Raw genomic sequence first — 22,278 nt, forward strand, 5'->3', positions numbered from 1 at the left:
GCCTGTCGACCCCCATCAATTCGGGCCAGGAGCACCATGACCTCCCCTACGCCCTCCGCGGCCGCCCCACCCACGGCGGTGGCCGACACCGCCGTACGCACCCCACCCGCGCCCCCTCCTCGGGGCGGTGACAGCCGCTCCCCCGGCCGGCTCGCCTGGCTGCGCTTCCGGCGCGACCGCACGGGCGTCGTCTCGGCCTACGTCGTGCTGTTCTTCTTCGTCGCCGGAGTCGGCGCCCCGCTGATCGCCAGGGTGTACGGCAAGGACCCGTACACGACGTACGGCCAGAACACGGCGGGCCTGCTCAACGACTTCGGGTTTCCCGTCCGGCCCAACGGCGGTATCAGCGGCGACTTCTGGTTCGGCGTCGAACCGCAGCTCGGGCGGGACGTCTTCACCCTGCTTCTCTACGGCATCCGCAACTCGCTGCTGATCGCCACGGTGACGACCCTGCTGGTCACCCTGCTGGGCATCGTCGTCGGGCTGACGGCCGGCTATCTCGGCGGCCGGACCGACTACCTGGTCGGCCGGGTCATCGACATCCTGCTGGCCTTCCCCTCCACGCTCTTCTTCATCGCCTTCTGGCCCGTGATGATCTCGATCCTGGTCTCGCCGGAGGACAACACACCGACCTGGCTCACGGTGGTCAGTCTGATCTCGGTGATGACCGCGTTCGGCTGGGCGCCCATCGCCAGACTGCTGCGGGGCGAGGTACTGGCCCTGCGCGAGCGGGAGTTCGTGGAGGCGTCCAAGGTCACCGGCGCCTCACCGGCCCGGATCATCTTCAAGGAGCTGCTGCCCAACCTGTGGACGCCGATCCTCATCCAGGCGACCCTCGCGCTGCCCATGTACGTCACCACGGAGGCGGCCCTCGCCTTCCTCGGGGTCGGGCTCAGCGACCCGACGCCCGACTGGGGCGTGATGATCCAGCGCGGGGCGCAGGTCTACCAGATCGACATCACCTACATGCTCTTCCCCGGCCTGGCGATGGTGATCTTCGTGATCGCCTTCAACCTTCTCGGCGACTCCGTTCGGGATGCGCTGGATCCCAGGACCCGACGCCGGTAGCTCCGCCGGACAGGCCGTCCCGGACCCGCGGGTTCGTCGTGGCTGATCGCGACCACGCTGCGCAGCCGCACATCGATACAGCCCCGCGCCCCCGATGGGGGCGCCCTCCCTTCTCCCTTCTCCCTTCTCCCTGATTCAGGCAGGACACCCATGTCTCTTTCGCGTAGAAACTTCGTCATCGCGACCTCGGTCGCGGCCGGTGGGTCGATGGTCCTTTCCGCGTGCAGCAGCGGTGGGGGCGGTGGCGGTACGGGAGGCAGTGGCTCGGCCGGCACCGCCAAGTACTCCGCGGTGACCATCGGCACGGCGGACGACTCCACCGGGCCCGCCCCCGAGATCACCGGCTCACGCAAGGGCGGCACGATCCACGCGATCGGCCCGGACGACTTCTCGCACCTCGACCCGCAGCGCATCTACTACTCGTGGAACTCCACGGTCGGCAACCTCTACATCCGTTGCCTGACCGGCTACAAGATCGCCCCGGGCGGTGGCATGAAGCTCGTCGGCGACCTGGCCACCGACACCGGCACCATGTCCGACGGCGGCAGGACGTGGACCTTCACGCTGAAGGACGGCCTGAAGTGGGAGGACGGCAGCGAGCTCACCGTGGACGACGTACGCCACGGCATCGAGCGCGGCTTCGCGAGTTTCACCACCGAGGGCGCCACCTACCTCCAGTCGGCGCTGACCGGCACGAACGACTTCCGCTCGGTCTACAAGGGCCCGTACGGCGGCAAGCACCTCAGCTCGGTCGTCACGGACGCCGCGAAGAAGACCATCACCTTCCACCTGAAGACGGCCCGTCCGGACCTCAACTGGACCCTCGCCATGCACTCCTACGGCGCCGTGCCCGTCAAGCACGACACCAAGGAGAAGTACGACAAGGACCCGTTCTCCTGCGGCCCGTACCGCGTCAAGCAGCACTCCGTCGACAAGTCGCTGACCCTGGTGCGCAACACCCACTGGGACCCGGCGACGGACGCGATCCGCAACGCCTGCCCGGACTCCTTCGTCTTCGAGTTCGGTCCCGAGGGGCTGCAGGCCACGGACCGGCTGATCGCCGACTCCGGGGACGACCAGTACGCGGTCATGGCCTACAGCGGGGTACCGGCCGAGCGCATCCAGAAGGTGCTCGGCACGGCCGACCTGAAGGCCCGTACCGTCGACGGCCTGCTGACCGGCCTCTACTACTACGCCATCAACTGCAAACGCATCAAGGACGTCAAGGTGCGCCAGGCGCTCAACCACGCCTGGCCGCTGGAGCAGATCCGCCGGATCTACGGCGGCCCGTCCGCGGGCGAGTACGCCACCACCATCCTGTCCCCGGACATCGCGGGGCGGGTGAAGTTCGACGTGTACGGCAAGCTGGCCAAGCCGCAGGGTGACACGGCGAAGGCGAAGGCCCTGCTGAAGGAGGCCGGGAAGCTCGGCCAGAAGATCGTCTACACGTATCCGCAGGGTGCGAACGACGCGTACGACAAGACCAAGGTCGTCATCGCGAACGCCCTGAAGGAGGCCGGCTTCGATCCGGTCGTGAAGCCCGTCGAGTCGACCAGCTACTACGACCAGGTCCAGCAGATCGACAACCAGTTCGACGTGATGTGGTTCGGCTGGTCCCCCGACTGGCCGACCGGCTACACCCTCATCCAGCCCCTCTTCGACGGCACCACGATCGCCAACGGCGCCAACAACGTCTCGCAGCTGAACGTGAGCTGGGTCAACACGGCGATCAAGAAGAACGCCGTCATCACGGACGCCACCAGGGCCAACGCGTCCTGGGCGGCGCTGGACCGCCGGATCATGGCGGAGGAGGCGCCGATCATCCCCGAGACGTACCAGCGGCGCTACTACCTGTACGGATCCAAGGTGGGCGGGGGCGAGTTCGACCCGCTGTTCTCGGCGTTCATCCTCTACAAGCTCTACGCCAAGGCCTGAGGCCACCAGGGAATCGCATCGCCATGTTCCGTTTCCTCGTCCGCCGGACGCTCGGCGCGCTGCTGATCCTCCTGATCATCAGCGCCCTCACCTTCGTGCTCTTCTACGTCGCCCCCCGTGACCCGGCGCGCGCCGCCTGCGGCAAGCTGTGCACGCCGCAGACACTCGCGCTGGTCCGGCACAACCTCGGGATCTCCGACCCCCTGCCGGTCCAGTACTGGCACTGGCTCGTCGGCGTGTTCGCCGGCCGCGACTACACGGGGCTCGGGCACTGCCCCGCCCCGTGCCTCGGCTACTCGTTCACCAACCACGAGCCGGTGCTCGGCCTGATCACCGACCGCTTCCCGACGACGCTCTCGCTCTCGCTGGGCAGCACGGTCGTGTTCGTGGTCTTCGGGGTGGGCACCGGAATGATCGCGGCGGTCAAGCAGGGCAGGCCGCTGGACAAGATCGCGTCCTCCGCCTCGCTGGTCGGCTCGTCGCTGCAGATCTACATCGTCGGCGTGGTCGCGATGTACTACCTCTCCGACCAGTGGCATCTGCTGCCCCGGCCGCAGGACAGCGTGGGGTTCACCCAGGATCCGGCCGCGTGGTTCAAGGGCCTGCTGCTGCCCTGGCTGGTCCTCGCGCTGATCTTCACCGCCAACTACACCCGGATGACCCGCTCCCAGCTGGTGGAGACCCTGAACGAGGACTACGTGCGCACCGCGCGCGCCAAGGGCCTCTCCCGCCGGACGGTCTTCTTCCGGTTCGCCTGGCGGGGTGCGATGGGCCCGATCGTCACGATCCTCGGGCTCGACATCGGCTACCTCCTCGGCGGCGCGATCATCACCGAGGAGACCTTCGGCCTGCACGGCATCGGCGCCCTGTCCATCAAGGCCGTACGGGACAACGACCTGCCGCTGCTGCTCGGCGTGGTCCTCACCGCGGCCGCCGCGATCGTCGTCGCCAACATCGTCGTCGACGCCGTCTACGCCCTCATCGACCCGCGGGTCCGGCTCGCGTAGGCGCTGCTGCGCCGCAGCGGGCGGTTCGCCGGCTGCGGGACCGTCGTGGCCGGTCGCACAGTTCCCCGCGCCCCTTCGGGGCGCTCCGCACCGGCCCCTCGCCGGATCCGTCCGACCATCTGGAGAGACAGCCCCATGAGCACTCCCTTCCTCTCCGTGCGCGACCTGCGCGTCCACTTCTCCACCGAGGACGGTGTCGTCAGAGCCGTCGACGGGCTCTCCTTCGACCTGGCCGAGGGCAGGACGCTCGGCATCGTGGGCGAGTCCGGCTCGGGCAAGTCCGTCACCAACCTGGCGATCCTCGGCCTGCACGACCGCGAACACACCGCGGTGGACGGCGAGATCCTGCTCGACGGCAAGGACCTGCTGACCGCGACCGAGCGGCAGCTGGAGCGGCTGCGCGGCAACACCATGTCGATGATCTTCCAGGACGCGCTGGCCTCGCTCTCGCCGTTCCACACGATCGGGAAGCAGATCGGCGAGACGTACCGCAAGCACACCGGGGCGTCCCGGCACGCGGCACGCTCGCGGGCGGTGGAGATGCTCAGACGCGTCGGCATCCCGCAGCCCGACCTGCGGGTGGACGACTACCCGCACCAGTTCTCCGGCGGGATGCGCCAGCGCGCGATGATCGCCATGGCCCTGGTCTGCGATCCACGGCTGCTGATCGCGGACGAGCCGACCACCGCGCTCGACGTGACGGTCCAGGCGCAGATCATGGACCTGCTCAAGGACCTCCAGCAGGAGTTCGGCACGGCGATCGTCTTCATCACCCACGACCTGGGGGTCATCTCCCACGTCGCCGACGAGGTACTGGTGATGTACGGCGGCCGCTGCGTGGAGCGGGGCACGCGGAGCGAAGTGCTGCGCACACCCCAGCACCCGTACACCTGGGGCCTGCTCGGCTCGATGCCGAGCCTCGACGGGCCGGTCGACGTGCCGCTGTCGCCGATCCCCGGCCTGCCGCCCTCCCTCCTCAACCCGCCGTCGGGCTGCCGCTTCCACCCGCGGTGCGCGTTCGTGGAGAAGGTCCACGCGGGACTGTGTGCCACGGACAGCCCCGAGTTGCGCATCACCGCCGGGCGCGGCGCCGCCTGCCACCTCAGCGCCGGGCAGCGCCGGGAGTTCTTCACCGACTACGCGACGCCGCAGCCCAACTGACCCGCGAGAGATGGGACTTCACGTTCATGAGCAGCACGAACCCCCTGCTGGAGGTCACCGGGCTCACCCAACACTTCCCGGTGCGGGGCGGCTTCCCCCTCCGCCGCACGGTCGGCGCGGTCCGGGCCGTCGACGGGCTCGATCTCCGGGTCGCCGAGGGCGAGAGCCTGGGCCTGGTCGGCGAGTCCGGCTGCGGCAAGTCGACCACGGGCCGACTCATCACCCGGCTCCTGGAACCGACCGCCGGGAAGATCACGTACCGCGGCCAGGACATCACGCACGCCGGCCGCAAGGAGCTGGCACCGGTCCGCTCCGAGATCCAGATGATCTTCCAGGACCCGTACGCCTCGTTGAACCCCCGGCACACGGTCGGACGGATCGTCTCCGGGCCCATGGAGATCAACGGCATCGACCCGCCCGGCGGCCGCGAGCGGCGCGTGCACGAACTGCTGGAGACCGTCGGCCTCAACCCCGAGCACTACAACCGCTTCCCGCACGAGTTCTCCGGCGGTCAGCGCCAGCGCATCGGCGTGGCCCGGGCCCTGGCGCTGAACCCGAGACTGATCGTCGCGGACGAGCCGGTGTCGGCCCTGGACGTGTCGATCCAGGCCCAGGTGGTGAACCTCCTGCAGACCCTGCGGGAGGACCTGGGCATCGCGTTCGTCTTCATCGCCCACGACCTGGCGATCGTCCGGCACTTCTCGCAGCGCGTCGCCGTGATGTACCTCGGCCGGATCGTCGAGACCGCCGACCGTGACGACCTGTACGCGAACCCGCGCCACCCGTACACGCGGGCGCTGCTGTCCGCCGTACCGGAGGCGACCGCAGAGACGGCGTCCGGTGGCGCCCCGGCCCGCGCACGCATCCGCCTCACGGGAGACGTGCCCTCACCCCTCGACCCGCCGTCGGGCTGCCGGTTCCGCACGCGCTGCTGGAAGGCGACGCAGAGGTGCGCCTCGGAGGTGCCGGCGCTGGTGCGGGCCCACGGGAACGGGGTGGGGCACCTGACGGCCTGCCACCATCCGGAGGGCAGGGACACGGTCCCCGGGCCCCGGCTCTCCTCGGGCCCCGGGATCGCGGCCTGAGCGGGGCGGGGCTCAGCCCTGCTCGCCCCGCTCCACGCAGAACTCGTTGCCCTCGGGGTCCGCCAGGAGGACCCAGCCGCCGCCGTCCGGGCGGGTCCGGTCCGCGATCAGCCGGGCCCCGAGACCGAGGGCCCGCTCGACCTCCGCCGCTCGGGTGCGTCCCTGCGGCCGCAGGTCGAAGTGGATACGGTTCTTGGCCGTCTTGCCCTCCGGGACCCGCACGAAGAGCAGCCTCGGGCCGCCGGCCGGATCCTGGATCAGTGCCTCCGGGTCACCGGGCTTGTCGTCGTCGGCCAGGGGCCGGCCGAGCAGCTCGCTCCAGAACAGCCCGAGATCGTACGGGTCCCCAGTGCAGTCGAAGGTGATGCTGTGGATGCTGGGATCCAACTGGCTCCTCCAGGAGCTTCGTCACGGTTCTCGCCCGGGCGGCCCCCACCCGCCCCGTCCACTCCTGAGGGCCGCTCCCCCGCCGGACCGGACGGCCCCGGCCTCGACCTCGAACGTCGGACGGGCTGAAGGCGCCGGCGCGGGCCGACAGGTCTTCAGCCCGTCCGGCGTTCGAGGAGCGGGGATCGCGGGGACGGTGGCCCCGAGTCCTACTCCGCGTCCTTCTCCAGCGCCGCGAGCGCCGGGTCGAGGACGATGTCCTCGCCGCGCGCCTCGGTCGTCGGGTCCTCCGGGAAGTGGCACGCCGTGAGGTGGCCCTCGCGGTTGCCCGAGATCTGCACCAGCGGGGGCTCCTCCGTGGCGCACTTGTCCTGGGCCTTCCAGCACCGGGTACGGAACCGGCAGCCGGACGGCGGGTGGATCGGCGAGGGAACGTCACCGGAGAGCCGGATCCGCTCCCGGTCCTCGGTCTCGTCGTCGAGCGCGACCTCCGGCACCGCCGACAGCAGGGCGTGGGTGTACGGGTGGCGGGGCCGGTTGTAGATCGAGTCCCGGTCGCCGACCTCCACGATCTTGCCGAGGTACATCACCGCGAGGCGCTGCGAGAAGTGCCGGACGATCGCCAGGTCGTGCGCGATGAAGAGGAAGGCGATGCCCATCTCTTCCTGGACCTTCTGGAGCAGGTTGACGACCTGCGCCTGGATCGACACGTCGAGCGCGGAGACCGGCTCGTCCGCGACGATCAGCTTCGGGTTCAGCGCCAGGGCCCGGGCCACGCCGATGCGCTGGCGCTGGCCGCCGGAGAACTCGTGCGGGAAGCGGTTGTAGTGCTCGGGGTTGAGGCCGACCAGTTCCAGCAGCTCGCGTACGCGTGTCTCGCGGCCACCGGGCGGGTTGATCCCGTTGACCTCCATCGGCGACTTGATGATGGTGCCGACGGTCTGCCGCGGGTTCAGCGACGAGTACGGGTCCTGGAAGATCATCTGGATCTCGGACCGCACGGGGGCGATCTGCCTGCGCGAGGCGTGCGTGATGTCCTGCCCCGCGTACGTGATCTTTCCGGCGGTCGGTTCCAGGAGCCGGGTGATGAGCCGGCCCGTGGTCGACTTGCCGCAGCCGGACTCGCCGACCAGGCCGACGCTCTCGCCGACGCCGACGGTCAGGTCGACCCCGTCCACCGCCTGTACGGCTCCGACCTTGCGCTTGATCGGGAAGCCGCCGTAGATCGGGAAGTGTTTCGTCAGGCCCTCGACGGAGAGCAGCGTCTCGGCCGCCCCGTCCACCGGGCCCTGCGGCTTCGGCAGGGTGAGTTTGTCGCTCATGTGTCGTTCTCCCTAGCCCAGCCGGGGCTTGATCTGTTCGATGAAAAGGGTCGACTTCTGCTCATCGCCCAGGTGACAGGCGGCGCCGCGGCCCGCGGGCAGCTGCGGCCGGTCACTGGAGCAGCGCGTTCCGCCGACCTCGGAGGTGAAGCCGCACCGCGGGTGGAACGGGCAGCCCGACGGCGGGTTCAGCAGGCTGGGCGGAGACCCCGGGATCGGGGTGAGCGCCTGCGCCGTGTCACCGCCGAGTCGCGGCATCGAGCTCAGCAGGCCCCAGGTGTACGGGTGCTGGGGGGCGCGCAGCACTTCGCGGACGCTGCCGCGTTCCACAGCCCGCCCCGAGTACATCACCAGCAGGTCGTCGGCCATCTTGGAGATGACGCCGAGGTCGTGGGTGATGAAGATGATCGCCGAACCGAACTCCTGCTGGAGGTCCTTGAGCAGGTCCAGGATCTGGGCCTGCACCGTCACGTCCAGGGCCGTGGTCGGCTCGTCGGCGATCAGCAGGTCGGGGTCGCAGATCAGCGCCATGGCGATCATGGCGCGCTGGCGCATACCGCCGGAGAACTGGTGCGGGTAGTCGTTGAAGCGCATCGCGGGCTGCGGGATGCCGACCTTGTCGAGCATCTCGATGGCCCGCGCCTTCGCCTCCTTCTTGGAGGCGCCGGTGTGCTTCATGAACGGTTCCGCGATCTGCCGGCCCACCGTGTAGTACGGCGAGAGCGCGGTCAGCGGGTCCTGGAAGATCATCGCGACCTTGTTGCCGCGAAGCTTCTCCATCTCCTTCTCGGTCGCGGTGACCAGTTCCTTGCCGTCCAGGACGATCTCGCCCTCGACGGTGGCGGTCTTGGGGTTGTGCAGGCCGAGGACGGTCAGGTTGGTGACGGACTTGCCGGAGCCCGACTCACCCACGATGCCCAGTGTCTTGCCGCGTTCGACGTCGAAGGAGAGCCCGTCGACGGCCTTCACGATGCCGTCCTCAGTGGAGAACCGCACGCGCAGGTCGCGGACCGAGAGGAAGGCCTCCGGCCCGCTCGGGGCCTTCTCGCCTTCGGTCTTGGTCAGTGTGGTCACGGTATTTCTCCTAGGCGAGGCGCACGCGCGGGTCGATGTAGGCGTAGGCGAGGTCCACGATGATGTTCAGGATCAGGATGAAGAAGGCCCCGAACAGCATGACGCCCATCGTCAGCGGAAGGTCCTTGCTCAGCGAACCCTGGACCGCCAGACGCCCGATACCGGCGAGGTCGAAGGTGAACTCCGTGACCACCGCGCCCGAGAGCAGCGCGCTGAGGTCCATGCCGATGATGGTGACGATGGGGATGAGCGAACCGCGCCAGGCGTACCGGAAGAAGACGTACCGCTGCCGCATGCCTTTGGCGCGCGCCGTACGGACGTGCTCCTCCTGCAGCTGCTCGATCATCGTCGAGCGGGCCATACGCGTGTACTGGGCGGTGAAGATCGTGGCCATCACGGCCCAGGGGATCAGCATGCCCATGAACCAGTCACCCGGGTTGTCCGTGAACGAGACGTACTTGGGGAACTCCAGCCAGCCGGTCTGGTAGACCAGGATGCCAAGGACGATCGGGCCCAGGAAGTAGATCTGGAACGAGCTGAGCACCATCGAGGCGCCGCTGACCACCTTGTCGATGACCGTACCGCGCTTCCAGGCAGCCATCAGACCCGTACCGAGGCCGAACAGCAGGAAGATCACCAGGCCGCCGACGGTCAGCGAGAGCGTCAGCGGGAAGCGGTCCATGATGGAGTCCCACACGAAGTCGCCGCTGTCGAAGGAGACACCCAGACACGGGGCGGAGCAGTGTCCCTGCGGGAAGTCCCGGCCGGACACGATACCCATCATGAATTCCCAGAACTGGGTGGTGATGGGCTTGTCCAGGCCGAGGTTCTCACGGATGACCGCGATGTTCTCGGGGGAACAGTTCTTGCCGCAGGACAGCTGCGCGAAGTCCTGGGGGATCGTATAGAACAGGAAGAACGTGAAGGCGCCGATCAGGAACATGATCACGACGGCGCCGCTCAGCCTGCGGATGAGGAACTGAAGCATGGCGGGTGGGTGCTCTCTTCGAAACGCGGCGGCAGGAGGGGGATACCGTCCGCGGGGGTGCGCTCCGCCTGGCGCACACCCCCGCGGATCAGCCGAGCTGACTGTTTACGGCTGCTTCAGGAACAGGTCGTTGATGTCGATGTAGCTCGACTCCGTGCTGTACCGGGCACCACCGATGTTCGAACCGTAGAGCTGGATCTGCTTCGAGTAGTAGACCGGGGCGCCGGGGTTGATGCCCTCCACGATGCGGTGGTGAGCCGCTTCCCACGTCTTGGCCGCCTGCTCGGGCTCCTCCGTCACGGCCTTCTTGATGAGGTCGTTGACCTGCTTGTCGTCGATGTGCGAGTAGTTCGGCGCACCATCGGCGACCAGCTCGCCGTCGTAGACGGGGGTGATGACCGTGGACGAGGACGGCCAGTCCTGGCCCCAGCCGGTCATGTAGAGGTCGTACGGGTTCTTGAGCTTGCCGACCTGCTCGTAGAAGGTCGCGCGGTCGATCTCCTTGGCCTGGACATCGAAGCCGAGCTTGTTCAGCGCGTCCTTGATGATGACCATCTGGGCCTGGCCACGCGGGGTGTTGGAGTAGGCGTAGCTGAGCTTGGTGCCCTGCTTGAAGCCGGCCTCCTTCAGCAGCGCCTTGGCCTTCGCCGGGTCACCGTTGGGCTTCTTCAGCTTGCCGAACGGGTCGTACTTCGGGTCGAAGTCGGGCAGGGTCGGGGCCAGCAGGCCACCCGCGACCTCGCCGCCGTACCGGCCACCGTCCGCCTGCACCATGGACTGGTTCGGGATCGCGTAGGTGATCGCGTCGCGAACCTTCTTGTCCTTCATCTTGGCGCTGTCGAGGTTGAAGGTCAGCGACCAGACGTAGGGCTGGTAGCCCTGGATGGTGCGCTTCTTCGCGTCGGCGTCGCCGATGACCGAGGACAGCTGGGCCGGGTCCACGGAGTCCGTGAACTGGATGGCGTTCTTGGCCTCGCCCTGGTCGGCGATCAGGCGCTTGGTCTGGCTGGCCTGGTCGATGGTGTTGGTGAAGTTGTAGCCGTCGACGTACTGGTGGCGCACCGAGTCCGTCTTCTCGTCCCACTGGTCGTTCTTGACCAGCTTGACGGACTTGCCGGCCTTGTACTCCGCGACCTTGTACGGGCCGAGCGCCGCCGGGGCCTTGTCGTACTTCTCCTTCGTGTCCTGCTTCTCGGGCACGATGGCGTAACCGGCCATGGCCAGGGCCTGCGGGAGGTCCGGCTGGGCGACCTTGAAGTGGAAGACGACGGTCTTGTCGTCCGGGGTCTCCAGGACGGAGTCCGGAAGGTGCTTGCCCTTGTACGGGCCGTCGGGCAGCGCCTTGCGGTATTCGGGGCCGGAGAGCCAGCTCTGGACGTAGGTCGGACCGTCGAAGATGACCTTCGAGTACTGCCGCTCGATGGTGTGGCGGACGTCGGCGGACGTGATGACGTTGCCGTCCTCGTCCTTGATGCCGTCCTTGAGCGTGTACGTCCAGGTCTTGCCGCCGTCGGACGACTTGCCGGAGTCGGTGGCGACGTCACCGACGACCGTCAGGTTGCCGTTGTCGTCCTCCTGGAAGTTCGTCAGACCGCGGTGGATCAGGTTGGCGAACTGGCCGGCGTCGCTGACGTAGATCTGGCCCGGGTCCATGTGGGTCAGGTCGGACTGCTGGTAGACGTTGATGGTGCCGCCGGTCTTGGCGCCGGCCACCGGCTCGGCCGGACCGTTGGACGCCTGGGCGTCACCGTAGGCAACAGGCTTCGACTGCGACGCGGCGTCGTCCTTGGACTTGGAGTCGTCCTTGCCGTTGCCCTTGCCACTGTCGTTGGAGCAGCCGGTCAGCACCAGCGACCCCGCTGCGATGGCGACGGCTATGGCTCGCACTGTGCGCGTTCTGATGGGCTTCATGAGGCCGATGCACCTACCTGTCGATTGTTGTCCACGAGTGCTGCCTGACGGTCCGGTCTCCCGGAACGGGGGTGGCAGCCCCCCCACCCACCAATGGACGGTTAGCGTCCGGTCTTGGGGTCGAATGCGTCCCGGACGGAGTCGCCGAGAAGGTTGAAGCAGAGCACGAAGACCACCATCGCGATGCCCGGGAAGAACATGAACATCGGGTCCTGCTCATAGATCTCGGACCCGATGGCGAACATCCGGCCCCAGTCCGGCGTCGGCTCGACGAAGCCCACACCGACGTACGAGAGGAACGCGATGGAGAGAATCGAACTGGGCAGCATGTAGGTGCCCTGCACGAGGATCGGCGTGACGATGTTCGGCAGGATCTCCTTGCGCACGATGCGCGACGGAGAGGCTCCCGAGACCTTCGCCGCCTCCACGAACTCCCTCTCCCGCAGGGAGAGTACGGAGCTGCGGACCAGGCGGGCCATGCCCATCCAGCCGAGGAACCACATCACCAGGATGATCGCCACGGCGCGCAGATAGGTGGGCGTCTCGTCCGTCGGGGAGACGAACAGCGCGGTGACCACCGGCATGAAGGCGATGAAGAACAGCTGCTGCGGGAAGGCCAGGAAGAAGTCGGTGATCCGGCCGAGCCAGTAGTCGACCTTGCCGCCGAAGTAGCCGCTGACCATGCCGATGACGACGCCCGTCAGGACGCTGAACACCGTGACCAGAACAGCCATGTAGAGCGAGGTGCGCATGCCGTACAGCAGCATGGTGAACACGTCACGCCCCAGCTTGGGCTCGACCCCGAACCAGAAGTCGCCCGACATCCCGCCGAACGAGCCGGTGGGCATGGCGAAGTCGTCGAGCAGGAAGGGGTAGTCGGGCTCCTGTGCGTACAGCGTGTAGGGGTTCTTGCCGTACAGCGACGAGATGACCGGGGCGAGGGCGGCGATCGCGAAGAAAAAAATCACCACGCACGCGGAGATCACTCCGGTACGGTCTCGCTTGAAGCGATGCCACATCAACTGCCCGGGGGAACGGCCTTCCAGCTTCTCGGCCTCGGCGGGCTCGGTGTTCGACGCGAGCTCGGGGTCCAAGGCCGCCGACGGCCCGGAGCCCTCGGCCTTGGTTGGACTGGTCATCTTTGTTCTTCCCCCGGGGGATGGAGAGTTGAGCGCAGCACAGATACCGGCAGGTTCTGTGGTTTCAGGGAACTTTCACCAAGTCGGTCAACGCGCGTCAAGGGCGGAAGACATAGGGATCTCCCTACCGTCGAAATTTTGAGCAAAAATTGCAGAGAATGACACCTACGCGCGCTTGACAGGTGAGATGAGACTCCGGCAAAACGGACATCATTGAGGAAAATTTCGTTTACGTGTCCGAAACTTGATTGGGCATTGCCCGATATGCGAACGCCGCCGTGTCGTTCCCGTCGTCGCCCGAACTGAACCGGTTTCGCCGTACGGGCACACCGAAGGCCCGGCTCCCCGCCGTGCGAAGAACCGGGTGTCCGGATGAGGCCCTCACCGGCCCGGGAGCGTGTTCCCGGGGCCGGAAGAGGCAGGTCGAACCCTGTTTGTCAGCCGTGCTTGGCGCGGCTCGCGGCGCGGGCACGCTCGCGGCCGTCCAGGTTGACCTTGCGGATGCGAACGGACTCCGGGGTCACCTCGACACACTCGTCGTCGCGGCAGAACTCCAGGGACTGCTCCAGGGAGAGCTTGCGCGGCGGGACGATCGCCTCGAACGAGTCGGCCGACGACGACCGCATGTTCGTGAGCTTCTTCTCCTTGGTGATGTTCACGTCCATGTCGTCGGCGCGCGAGTTCTCGCCGACGATCATGCCCTCGTACACCTCGGTGCCGGGGTCCGTGAAGAGCACGCCGCGCTCCTGGAGATTCGTCATCGCGAACGCGGTGACGGCGCCGGCGCGGTCGGCGACCAGCGAGCCGTTGTTACGGGTCGCCAGCACGCCGAACCACGGCTCGTGGCCCTCGTGGATGGAGTGGGCGATGCCCGTGCCACGCGTGCCGGTCAGGAACTCCGTACGGAAGCCGATGAGGCCGCGGGACGGCACCACGAACTCCATGCGGACCCAGCCGGACCCGTGGTTGGACATGTTGTCCATCCGGCCCTTGCGGACACCCATGAGCTGCGTGACCGCGCCCATGTGCTCCTCGGGGACGTCGATCGTCATGCGCTCGACGGGCTCGTGGACCTTGCCGTCGATGATCTGCGTGACCACCTGCGGCTTGCCGATGGTCAGCTCGAATCCCTCACGGCGCATCTGCTCGACCAGGATCGCCAGGGCCAGCTCACCGCGGCCCTGCACCTCCCAGGCGTCGGGGCGCTCGGTGTCCAGGACCCGCAGCGAGACGTTACCGACCAGCTCACGGTCCAGACGGTCCTTGACCTGGCGGGCCGTGACCTTGCGGTCCTTGACCGCGGCCTTGTTCTCCGCGCCCTTGCCGGTGCCACCGCGGCCGACCAGCGGCGAGGTGTTGGTACCGATGGTCATGGAGATCGCGGGTTCGTCGACCGTGATGAGCGGCAGCGCGATGGGGTTCTCGGGGTCGGCGAGGGTCTCGCCGATCATGATGTCCGGGATGCCCGCGACGGCACAGATGTCACCGGGGCCGGCCTTCTCGGCGGGCTTGCGGGTGAGCGCCTCGGTCATCAGCAGCTCGGTGATGCGGACGCTCGACATCGTGCCGTCACGCTTGATCCACGTGACCGTCTGGCCCTTGCGCAGCTCGCCCTGCTCGACGCGGAGCAGCGCGATACGGCCGAGGAAGTTGTCGGCGTCCAGGTTGGTGACGTGCGCCTGGAGCGGGGCCTCCTCGTCGTACTGGGGGGCCGGGACGTGCGAGAGGATCGTGGAGAAGAACGGCTCCAGGCTGTCGCTGTCGGCCGGGACCGTGCCGTTCTCCGGCTTGGTCAGCGACGCGACGCCGTCACGCGCACAGGCGTAGACGATCGGGAACTCGATCTGCTCCTCGTCGGCGTCCAGGTCGAGGAAGAGGTCGTAGGCCTCGTTCACGACCTCGTCGATGCGCGAGTCGGGGCGGTCCGTCTTGTTGATGCACAGGATGACGGGCAGCCGGGCCTGGAGGGCCTTGCGCAGCACGAAGCGGGTCTGGGGCAGCGGCCCCTCGGAGGCGTCCACCAGGAGGACGACCGCGTCCACCATCGACAGACCGCGCTCGACCTCGCCACCGAAGTCGGCGTGACCGGGGGTGTCGATGATGTTGATCGTGATGACGTCGCCGCCATCCTTCGGGTGGTACTTCACGGCCGTGTTCTTGGCCAGGATCGTGATGCCCTTTTCACGTTCCAGGTCGTTCGAGTCCATCATGCGGTCGTCGAGCGACTCGGCGGCGTGCGCGGCGAAGGCACCGGCCTGCTTGAGCATGGCGTCGACCAGAGTGGTCTTGCCATGGTCGACGTGGGCGACGATGGCAACGTTGCGGATGTCGTGGCGCGTGGCCATATTGAGGCGCTTCTCCCGGAGTGAGTGGACGGCCATCCGCTGCGCGGGGCCTTGCCGGGCTGAAACGTGCCACGGCCTTACCCCATGGTACGGGCCCGCTGCCGCTGGGGCTCGACAGGGCTCCGGCCGGTGCCCTCGGTCCCGGCCGGTCGGTGCTGGTCGCGCCGTTCCCCGCCTCCCTCACGTGGCACTCGTCACCTGCGGCTTCGGGCCTTCTTCAGGAAGCCCATGTCCTCGTAGAGGGGGGTCTGGAAACCGAAGGCTCCCGCGTTGGCGAGATGGGTGCGGACCGCTGTCAGCTGAGGGCGCTGGTACAGGGGGATCGACCCCGCGGCGGCCCAGATGCGGGCGTCGGCCTTGCGGACCAGGGAGCGGGACTCGCCCGCGTCGAGTTCGGCGATGGCCTGGTCGAAGAGCTGGTCCACCTGGTCGGTGCCGACCCGCGTGTAGTTCTGCTCGACGCTCAGGGAGCCGTCCGCCGCCGGAACAGGCTTGGAGTAGATGGGGCGGGCGTCGGTCGCGGGGTACGCGGACGCGGGCCAGGAGTACAGCGCCAGGTCGTACTCGCCCGAGGCGATGTGGTCCTTGAAGTAGCTGTCGTCCGCGACCTTGGAGATCTCCGTACGGATCCCGACGCGGTCCAGCATCCTGGCGATCCGCTCCCCGACGGTCCGCAGCGACCGGGAGCCGGGGCCCGACGGGAGCACGAAGCGCAGCGACAGCGCCTTGCCGTTCTTGGCGAGCGGCCCCGCCGCGGCGCGGCCCGGCGCGGCGGTGCCCCTCGGTGCGTACGCGCCCGGGGCGCCACCGTGCTTGAGCTGCTGCTTCCCGTCCTGGGCGAGGTGCTTCTCCGCCGCTCCGCCGGCCCCGTCCCGCTCCCCCCGCCCCTCCTTCTTGTCTTTCTTTTCTTTCTTGCCCGTCTTGCTCTTCTTCGCCTTCTTGTCCTTCTGGCCGTCCTTCTCCCTCTCGGCCATGCGGCGGTCGTCCAGCGCCGCCGCCTGGTCGAGGAGCGCGGCCCGCTGGCGTTCGACCAGGGGTGCGGGCGCGAGCACGGCGGAGCCGCCGTGCTCGCCGGGCTTGTCGTCGTCCGTGGAACTGTGCGGGCCGGCCGGCTTCCCGTCCGTCTCTCCGACGACGTACGTGCCGTCGTCGGCGGAGTCGCCGCTGCCGTCCGAGCCGTCCGAGGCCTTGGAGGCTTCCGCGCCGGCCGCCTTCTTCGCCTTCTTCTCCTCCTTGACGGGCCCGCCCACCACCCATCCGGCGTCGGACAGCAGAGCCTGCGCCTCCCCGGTGTCCTGTCCGCCGAGCGCTCCGCTGTTGTCGGCGTACGCGTGCTGTCCGGCGAGCGCGAGATGGCTGCCGACCGGTTCGGCGGGCAGGCCCAGGGGCTTCAGCACCACCTCGGCGAGCTCGTCCCGGTCGAGGGCGCGGGCCACGGCCCGGCGGACCCGCTCGTCGGCGAGCGGGCCCTCGGAACCGTTCAACGCGAGCTGTGTGAAGGCCGGTTCGAGGGACTTGCGGACCTCGAACCCGCGCAGGGAGGACTGCTCGTCGGCGTACTTCGCGAGGGCCTTGCGGCGCTTCGAGCGCGCCACCATCTCCTCGTCGGCCGCCTCCTCGTCGGAGCCGTGCGCGATCGCCCAGGAACGCAGCGCCCTGCCCGCAGTGAGGGCCGCGCCGGGGCCGTGCATGAGCGGAGCCCCCTTGGCCGCCTTCTTTTCCCGGCCGGCGAGCGTGACGCGGTGCGCCTCGGACGCGTCGATCTCGGCCAGGTCGAGCCGGCCGGCGGCGAGCGCGGCGGCGCGCTTCTCCCGCGGCACGGCACGCAGGACCAGCGTGGAGAGCTTGGCGGGGCGGCCCCACCAGCGAGGGTTGCGCTTCAGGGTGAGGTCGCCGGACTCGCGGTCGATCGCGTCGATCACGAAGGGGCCCGCGGTGACCTTCAGCTTGCGGCGGGCACTGTCGTTGAAGCTGTCCGGGGTACCCATGACGTCCTTCGGGTACAGCGGCGAGAACAGCGACTGCCAGTCCGCGTACGGCTTGCCGAAGGTGACCCGGACCTCCAGGTCGTTCGCACCGCGCTCGATCTTCTCGATGCGGTCGTAGCCGGCGTTGCGGGCGGTCCAGTACGCGGTGTCCTTGCCGGACAGGGCGCGCCACTGGGCCGAGAAGTCCGCGGCGCCGATCTCGCGGCCGTCGCTCCAGACGGCCTGCTGGTTGAGCTTGTAGAGCACGACCTGCTTGGGCTCGCGCTCGACGACCTTCGCCGACTCCAGGTACTCGGGGTTGCGCTGCGGCCGGCCGTTCGCGTCGAGCCGGTACATGGTGGGCAGTACGGCGCCGACGACCCGGGAGGTGGCGGCGTCCGCGTCGGCCTGGAAGGCGTTGAGGGTCTCCGGGACGTTGTCCACGGCCCAGCGCGCGGTGCCGCCGTCCGCGATCAGATCACGCCCCGCGGGCGCGATGTCCTGGCCCGCGGTGGGCCTGCCCGCCTCGTCCTGCTCGCTGCACCCGGCGAGAGCCGGCACCGCGAGGACACCCGCCGTGAGGAACGCGACCGAGCGCGTCACCGCGCGCAGTCCGACGCCGTCGTGGGACATGACTGGTACCTCCGGGGGGCCGCTCCACAGGTGAACACGGGGTGTCTGATCACGTTTGGCGGTATTTGGAGTTGATCAGATGTATGCCGCCACTGAAGAGGAAAGGGTTCGGCACCGGGGGGCGACACGGCGACGGCGGCGGGCAAGCCCACCCGTGCGGCGCAACGCCCCGAGCCCGCGGCGCGGAGCCCTTCGCACCCGCACGCCCCTGCCAATCCATGCACATCCCTTCACACCAGCAGGTGTGACGCGCGACACTCGCAGGCGCATGAACGTTGCCGCCTTGGGCCGATGGGTCCGCGGAAGTGAGGGCACGCCATGTCCGTGCACGACGACCTGACATCGATACAGCGCTCTCTCGACGACCTGGTGAGGTCCGTGAAGCGACTGGAACAGCAGATGGGTGGCGGTGGTCTGGAGATGCGCAGGGTGCGCACCGACGCCGACCACCTGCGCGAGAGCGTGGCGCTGCTGCGCGAGGCCGCACCCGGCCTCGGCAAGCCCCGGCGCCCCGACCTCGTGTCCATCCCCGACACCCCGTACGACAACACCCTGTGGACGGACTCCGACGACGAAGGACTCGGCGCCCGCGACCGCCACGCACCCTGATCCCGACCGGAGCTCTCCTTGGCCACTGGTACGGAACCCCATATGAAGAGCGGCGGCGTACGGAACCGTACGCGCGCCGCGATCACCGCCCCGCATCTGCGGACCGACCGCTGGTGGCTGGCGCCCGCCGCTACGGCGGCCGGGCTGCTGGCCTTCGTCGTCTACTCGACCTGGCGGGCGTTCTCGAACAGCGACTACTACGCGGCTCCCTACGTCTCCCCGTTCTACTCGCCGTGTCTGGCGGAGAACTGCGAGCCGATGAGGAACGGGCCCAACTGGGAGCTCTTCGGCAGCTGGTGGGGCCTGTCCCCCGCCCTGATCGTCCTGATCTTCCCGCTCGGCTTCCGGCTGACCTGCTACTACTACCGCAAGGCGTACTACCGGGGCTTCTGGGCCTCGCCACCGGCCTGCGCGGTCGCGGAGCCGCACAAGAAGTACACCGGCGAGACCCGCTTCCCGCTGATCTTCCAGAACATCCACCGCTACTTCTTCTACGCGGCGGTGCCGGTCGCCGGGATCCTCACGTACGACACGGTCCTCTCCTTCCGGGACGAGCACTACGAGTGGGGCCACATGGGGCTCGGCACGCTCGTGTTCCTCGTCAACATCGTGCTGATCTGGGCCTACACCCTGTCCTGCCACTCGTGTCGGCACATCGTCGGCGGCAAGCTCAAGCACTTCTCCAAGCACCCCGTGCGCTACCGGACCTGGCAGCTCGTCGGGAAGCTGAACGCCCGGCACATGCAGCTCGCCTGGGCGTCGTTGGTGAGCGTGGCGCTCGCCGACTTCTACGTGTACCTGGTCGCGTCCGGCGCCTTCGACGATCCGAGGTTTTTCTAGATGAGTGGGGCCTTCTGATGTCCGTGGTCGACCGGCAGGAGTGGGACGTCGTGGTGGTGGGCGCGGGCGGCGCGGGCCTGCGTGCCGCCATCGAGGCCCGCGAGCGGGGCGCCCGCACGGCCGTGATCTGCAAGTCCCTGTTCGGCAAGGCGCACACGGTGATGGCCGAGGGCGGCATCGCGGCGGCGATGGGCAACGTCAACTCCGGTGACGACTGGCAGGTCCACTTCCGCGACACCATGCGCGGCGGGAAGTTCCTCAACCAGTGGCGGATGGCCGAGCTGCACGCGCAGGAAGCCCCGGACCGCGTGTGGGAACTGGAGACCTGGGGCGCCCTCTTCGACCGTACGAAGGACGGGCGCATCTCCCAGCGCAACTTCGGCGGGCACGAGTACCCGCGGCTCGCGCACGTCGGCGACCGTACGGGCCTTGAGCTGATCCGCACGCTCCAGCAGAAGATCGTGTCGCTGCAGCAGGAGGACTTCAAGGAGACCGGCGACTACGAGTCGCGTCTGAAGGTCTACCAGGAGTGCACGGTCACCCGGATCCTGAAGACTGTGCCCGACAGCGGCTCCGCCGCGGGGAGCCGGGTCTCCGGGGCCTTCTGCTACGAACGGGAGTCCGGCCGCTTCTTCGTACTGGAGGCCCCGTCGGTCGTGGTCTCCACGGGGGGCATCGGCAAGTCCTTCAAAGTGACGTCGAACTCGTGGGAGTACACGGGCGACGGGCACGCGCTGGCGCTCCTCGCGGGGGCGCCGCTGCTGAACATGGAGTTCGTGCAGTTCCACCCGACGGGCATGGTCTGGCCGCCGTCCGTGAAGGGCATCCTCGTCACGGAGTCGGTGCGCGGGGACGGCGGGGTGCTCAGGAACTCCGAGGGCAAGCGGTTCATGTTCGACTACATCCCCGACGTCTTCAAGGAGAAGTACGCGCAGTCGGAGGAGGAGGGCGACCGGTGGTACGAGGACCCGGACCACAACCGGCGCCCGCCTGAACTGCTCCCCCGCGACGAGGTGGCGCGGGCCATCAACTCGGAGGTGAAGGCGGGCCGCGGGTCGCCCCACGGCGGGGTGTTCCTCGATGTCTCCACCCGCATGCCCGCCGAGGTCATCCGGCGCCGACTGCCGTCCATGTACCACCAGTTCAAGGAACTCGCGGACGTCGACATCACCGCCGAGGCGATGGAGGTCGGGCCGACCTGTCACTACGTGATGGGCGGGATCGCGGTCGAGTCGGACACCGCGGCGGCCCGCGGGGTGCCCGGGCTGTTCGCGGCCGGCGAGGTCGCGGGCGGGATGCACGGCTCCAACCGGCTCGGCGGGAACTCGCTGTCCGACCTGCTGGTGTTCGGGCGGCGGGCGGGGTTGCACGCGGCCCAGTACGCCACCGGGCTCGCCGGCGGACGTCCCCTCGTGGACGACGTGCAGGTCGACACGGCGGCGGCTGAGGCACTGCGGCCCTTCTCGGCCGAGGGTCCCGAGCCGAGCGCCGAGAACAGCCGGCCGCCGGAGAACCCGTACACCCTCCACCAGGAGCTCCAGCAGGCGATGAACGACCTCGTCGGCATCATCCGCAGGGAGGCGGAGATGGAGACGGCCCTGGAGAAGCTCGCGGACCTGCGCGTACGGGCGCGGCGGGCCGGGGTCGAGGGACACCGGCAGTTCAACCCGGGCTGGCACCTGGCGCTCGACCTGCGGAACATGCTGCTCGTCAGCGAATGTGTGGCCCGTGCCGCGCTGGAGCGTACGGAGTCGCGCGGCGGCCACACCCGGGAGGACCATCCGGCGATGGACCGGGCGTGGCGGCGCGTCAACCTGCTCTGTCAGCTGACCGATCCCACGGGCGGCCTGGCCGCCACGGACCCGGTGCACGGCCAGATCGACCTCGTCCGGGAGACCACCGAGCCCATCCGTCCCGACCTGCTCGCCCTCTTCGACAAGGAGGAGCTGGTCAAGTACCTCGCCGAAGAGGAGCTCTACGAGTGAGCAGCTACGAGGCCCGCTTCAAGGTGTGGCGCGGGGACGTCGAGGGCGGCGGCCTGGAGGACTTCGGGGTCGAGGTGAACGACGGCGAGGTGGTCCTCGACATCATCCACCGGCTCCAGGCGACCCAGGCACCCGACCTCGCCGTGCGGTGGAACTGCAAGGCGGGCAAGTGCGGTTCGTGCTCGGCGGAGATCAACGGCCGGCCGCGGCTGCTGTGCATGACGCGGATGTCGGTGTTCACGCGGGAGGAGACGATCACCGTGACTCCCCTGCGTGCCTTTCCCGTCGTACGCGACCTCGTCACCGACGTCGGCTTCAACTACACGAAGGCGCGGGAGGTGCCCGCGTTCGTAACGCCGGAGGGTGTCGGTCCCGGCGAGTACCGGATGATGCAGGAGGACGTGGACCGGTCGCAGGAGTTCCGCAAGTGCATCGAGTGCTTCCTGTGCCAGGACACGTGCCACGTGGTGCGCGACCACGAGGAGAACAAGACCGCCTTCGCCGGTCCGCGTTTCCTGATGCGCGTGGCCGAGCTGGACATGCACCCGCTGGACGCGGCCGACGAGAGCGGCCTGGACCGCAAGAAGACGGCCCAGGACGAGCACGGGCTCGGCTACTGCAACATCACCAAGTGCTGTACGGAGGTCTGCCCCGAGGGCATCAAGATCACGGACAACGCGCTGATCCCCCTGAAGGAGCGGGCGGTCGACCGGAAGTACGACCCGCTGGTCTGGCTGGGCAGCAAGATCCGCAGGAGGCCGTCCGGGTCGGCGTAGGGGCGGCCGGGCGCACCTCATCGACGTCGACCGCCGAGTCGGCCTG

The 22,278-nt window shown here is 68.6% G+C and carries 17 protein-coding genes; 9 read left to right on the plus strand and 8 right to left on the minus strand.

Going from position 1 to position 22,278, the window contains the following annotated elements; translation table 11 throughout:
- Positions 1 to 36: 36 nt before the first annotated feature.
- The 5 genes from O1Q96_RS38730 to O1Q96_RS38750 all read left to right on the plus strand — a co-directional run bounded on the left by O1Q96_RS38730 (position 37) and on the right by O1Q96_RS38750 (position 6,256).
- Positions 37 to 1,068, plus strand: coding sequence for an ABC transporter permease (locus O1Q96_RS38730; RefSeq protein WP_269252552.1), 1,032 nt, complete (start codon positions 37 to 39; stop codon positions 1,066 to 1,068).
- A 150-nt stretch (positions 1,069 to 1,218) separates the two neighbouring features.
- On the plus strand, positions 1,219 to 3,003 hold the full coding sequence (locus O1Q96_RS38735) for an ABC transporter substrate-binding protein (RefSeq protein ID WP_269252553.1): 1,785 nt from the start codon (positions 1,219 to 1,221) through the stop codon (positions 3,001 to 3,003).
- Between the two features lie 23 nt (positions 3,004 to 3,026).
- A complete protein-coding gene (locus O1Q96_RS38740) occupies positions 3,027 to 4,010 on the plus strand; it encodes an ABC transporter permease (protein ID WP_269252554.1) in 984 nt (327 codons plus the stop codon).
- A 135-nt stretch (positions 4,011 to 4,145) separates the two neighbouring features.
- Entirely contained in the window at positions 4,146 to 5,171 is a 1,026-nt protein-coding gene (locus tag O1Q96_RS38745; protein ID WP_269252555.1) for an ABC transporter ATP-binding protein, read from the plus strand.
- Positions 5,172 to 5,197: 26 nt separating this feature from the next.
- A complete protein-coding gene (locus O1Q96_RS38750) occupies positions 5,198 to 6,256 on the plus strand; it encodes an ABC transporter ATP-binding protein (protein ID WP_269252556.1) in 1,059 nt (352 codons plus the stop codon).
- A gap of 12 nt (positions 6,257 to 6,268) precedes the next feature.
- On the opposite strand, the gene O1Q96_RS38755 is transcribed toward O1Q96_RS38750, so the two are convergent.
- From O1Q96_RS38755 to O1Q96_RS38790, 8 genes are all read right to left on the minus strand, one after another.
- Positions 6,269 to 6,643, minus strand: a complete 375-nt coding sequence (locus O1Q96_RS38755; RefSeq protein WP_269252557.1) for a VOC family protein — start codon at positions 6,641 to 6,643, stop codon at positions 6,269 to 6,271.
- 209 nt (positions 6,644 to 6,852) lie between these two features.
- A complete protein-coding gene (locus O1Q96_RS38760) occupies positions 6,853 to 7,965 on the minus strand; it encodes an ABC transporter ATP-binding protein (protein WP_269252558.1) in 1,113 nt (370 codons plus the stop codon).
- A gap of 12 nt (positions 7,966 to 7,977) precedes the next feature.
- On the minus strand, positions 7,978 to 9,039 hold the full coding sequence (locus tag O1Q96_RS38765; protein WP_269252559.1) for an ABC transporter ATP-binding protein: 1,062 nt from the start codon (positions 9,037 to 9,039) through the stop codon (positions 7,978 to 7,980).
- 10 nt (positions 9,040 to 9,049) lie between these two features.
- Positions 9,050 to 10,027 carry an ABC transporter permease gene (locus O1Q96_RS38770; protein ID WP_269252560.1) on the minus strand — a complete coding sequence of 326 codons (978 nt, stop codon included), beginning with the start codon at positions 10,025 to 10,027 and terminating at the stop codon, positions 9,050 to 9,052.
- 105 nt (positions 10,028 to 10,132) lie between these two features.
- The gene (locus O1Q96_RS38775; protein WP_269252561.1) at positions 10,133 to 11,938 is read right to left on the minus strand and encodes an ABC transporter substrate-binding protein; all 1,806 of its coding nucleotides are present in this window, start codon (positions 11,936 to 11,938) and stop codon (positions 10,133 to 10,135) included.
- A gap of 101 nt (positions 11,939 to 12,039) precedes the next feature.
- Positions 12,040 to 13,077, minus strand: coding sequence for an ABC transporter permease (locus tag O1Q96_RS38780; RefSeq protein WP_269252562.1), 1,038 nt, complete (start codon positions 13,075 to 13,077; stop codon positions 12,040 to 12,042).
- Between the two features lie 437 nt (positions 13,078 to 13,514).
- Positions 13,515 to 15,422, minus strand: coding sequence for a translational GTPase TypA (typA, locus tag O1Q96_RS38785; RefSeq protein WP_269252563.1), 1,908 nt, complete (start codon positions 15,420 to 15,422; stop codon positions 13,515 to 13,517).
- Between the two features lie 194 nt (positions 15,423 to 15,616).
- Positions 15,617 to 18,022 (minus strand): ABC transporter family substrate-binding protein, encoded by a 2,406-nt coding sequence (locus O1Q96_RS38790; RefSeq protein ID WP_269252564.1) that lies wholly within the window; start codon positions 18,020 to 18,022, stop codon positions 15,617 to 15,619.
- Between the two features lie 318 nt (positions 18,023 to 18,340).
- Between O1Q96_RS38790 and O1Q96_RS38795 the strand changes: the two genes are divergently transcribed.
- Genes O1Q96_RS38795 through O1Q96_RS38810 form a run of 4 tightly spaced genes read left to right on the plus strand, consistent with a single transcriptional unit; the run spans position 18,341 to position 22,232 of the window.
- A complete protein-coding gene (locus tag O1Q96_RS38795; RefSeq protein WP_217455924.1) occupies positions 18,341 to 18,631 on the plus strand; it encodes a hypothetical protein in 291 nt (96 codons plus the stop codon).
- An 18-nt stretch (positions 18,632 to 18,649) separates the two neighbouring features.
- Positions 18,650 to 19,471: a hypothetical protein gene (locus O1Q96_RS38800; RefSeq protein WP_269252565.1), complete on the plus strand. Its 822-nt coding sequence runs from the start codon at positions 18,650 to 18,652 to the stop codon at positions 19,469 to 19,471.
- A 17-nt stretch (positions 19,472 to 19,488) separates the two neighbouring features.
- Positions 19,489 to 21,456 (plus strand): fumarate reductase/succinate dehydrogenase flavoprotein subunit, encoded by a 1,968-nt coding sequence (locus O1Q96_RS38805; RefSeq protein ID WP_269252566.1) that lies wholly within the window; start codon positions 19,489 to 19,491, stop codon positions 21,454 to 21,456.
- A complete protein-coding gene (locus tag O1Q96_RS38810) occupies positions 21,453 to 22,232 on the plus strand; it encodes a succinate dehydrogenase/fumarate reductase iron-sulfur subunit (RefSeq protein WP_269252567.1) in 780 nt (259 codons plus the stop codon). The genes O1Q96_RS38805 and O1Q96_RS38810 overlap by 4 nt, the downstream gene beginning before the upstream one ends.
- Positions 22,233 to 22,278: the final 46 nt, after the last annotated feature.

This window comes from Streptomyces aurantiacus, assembly GCF_027107535.1.
Classification (GTDB): Bacteria; Actinomycetota; Actinomycetes; order Streptomycetales; family Streptomycetaceae; genus Streptomyces.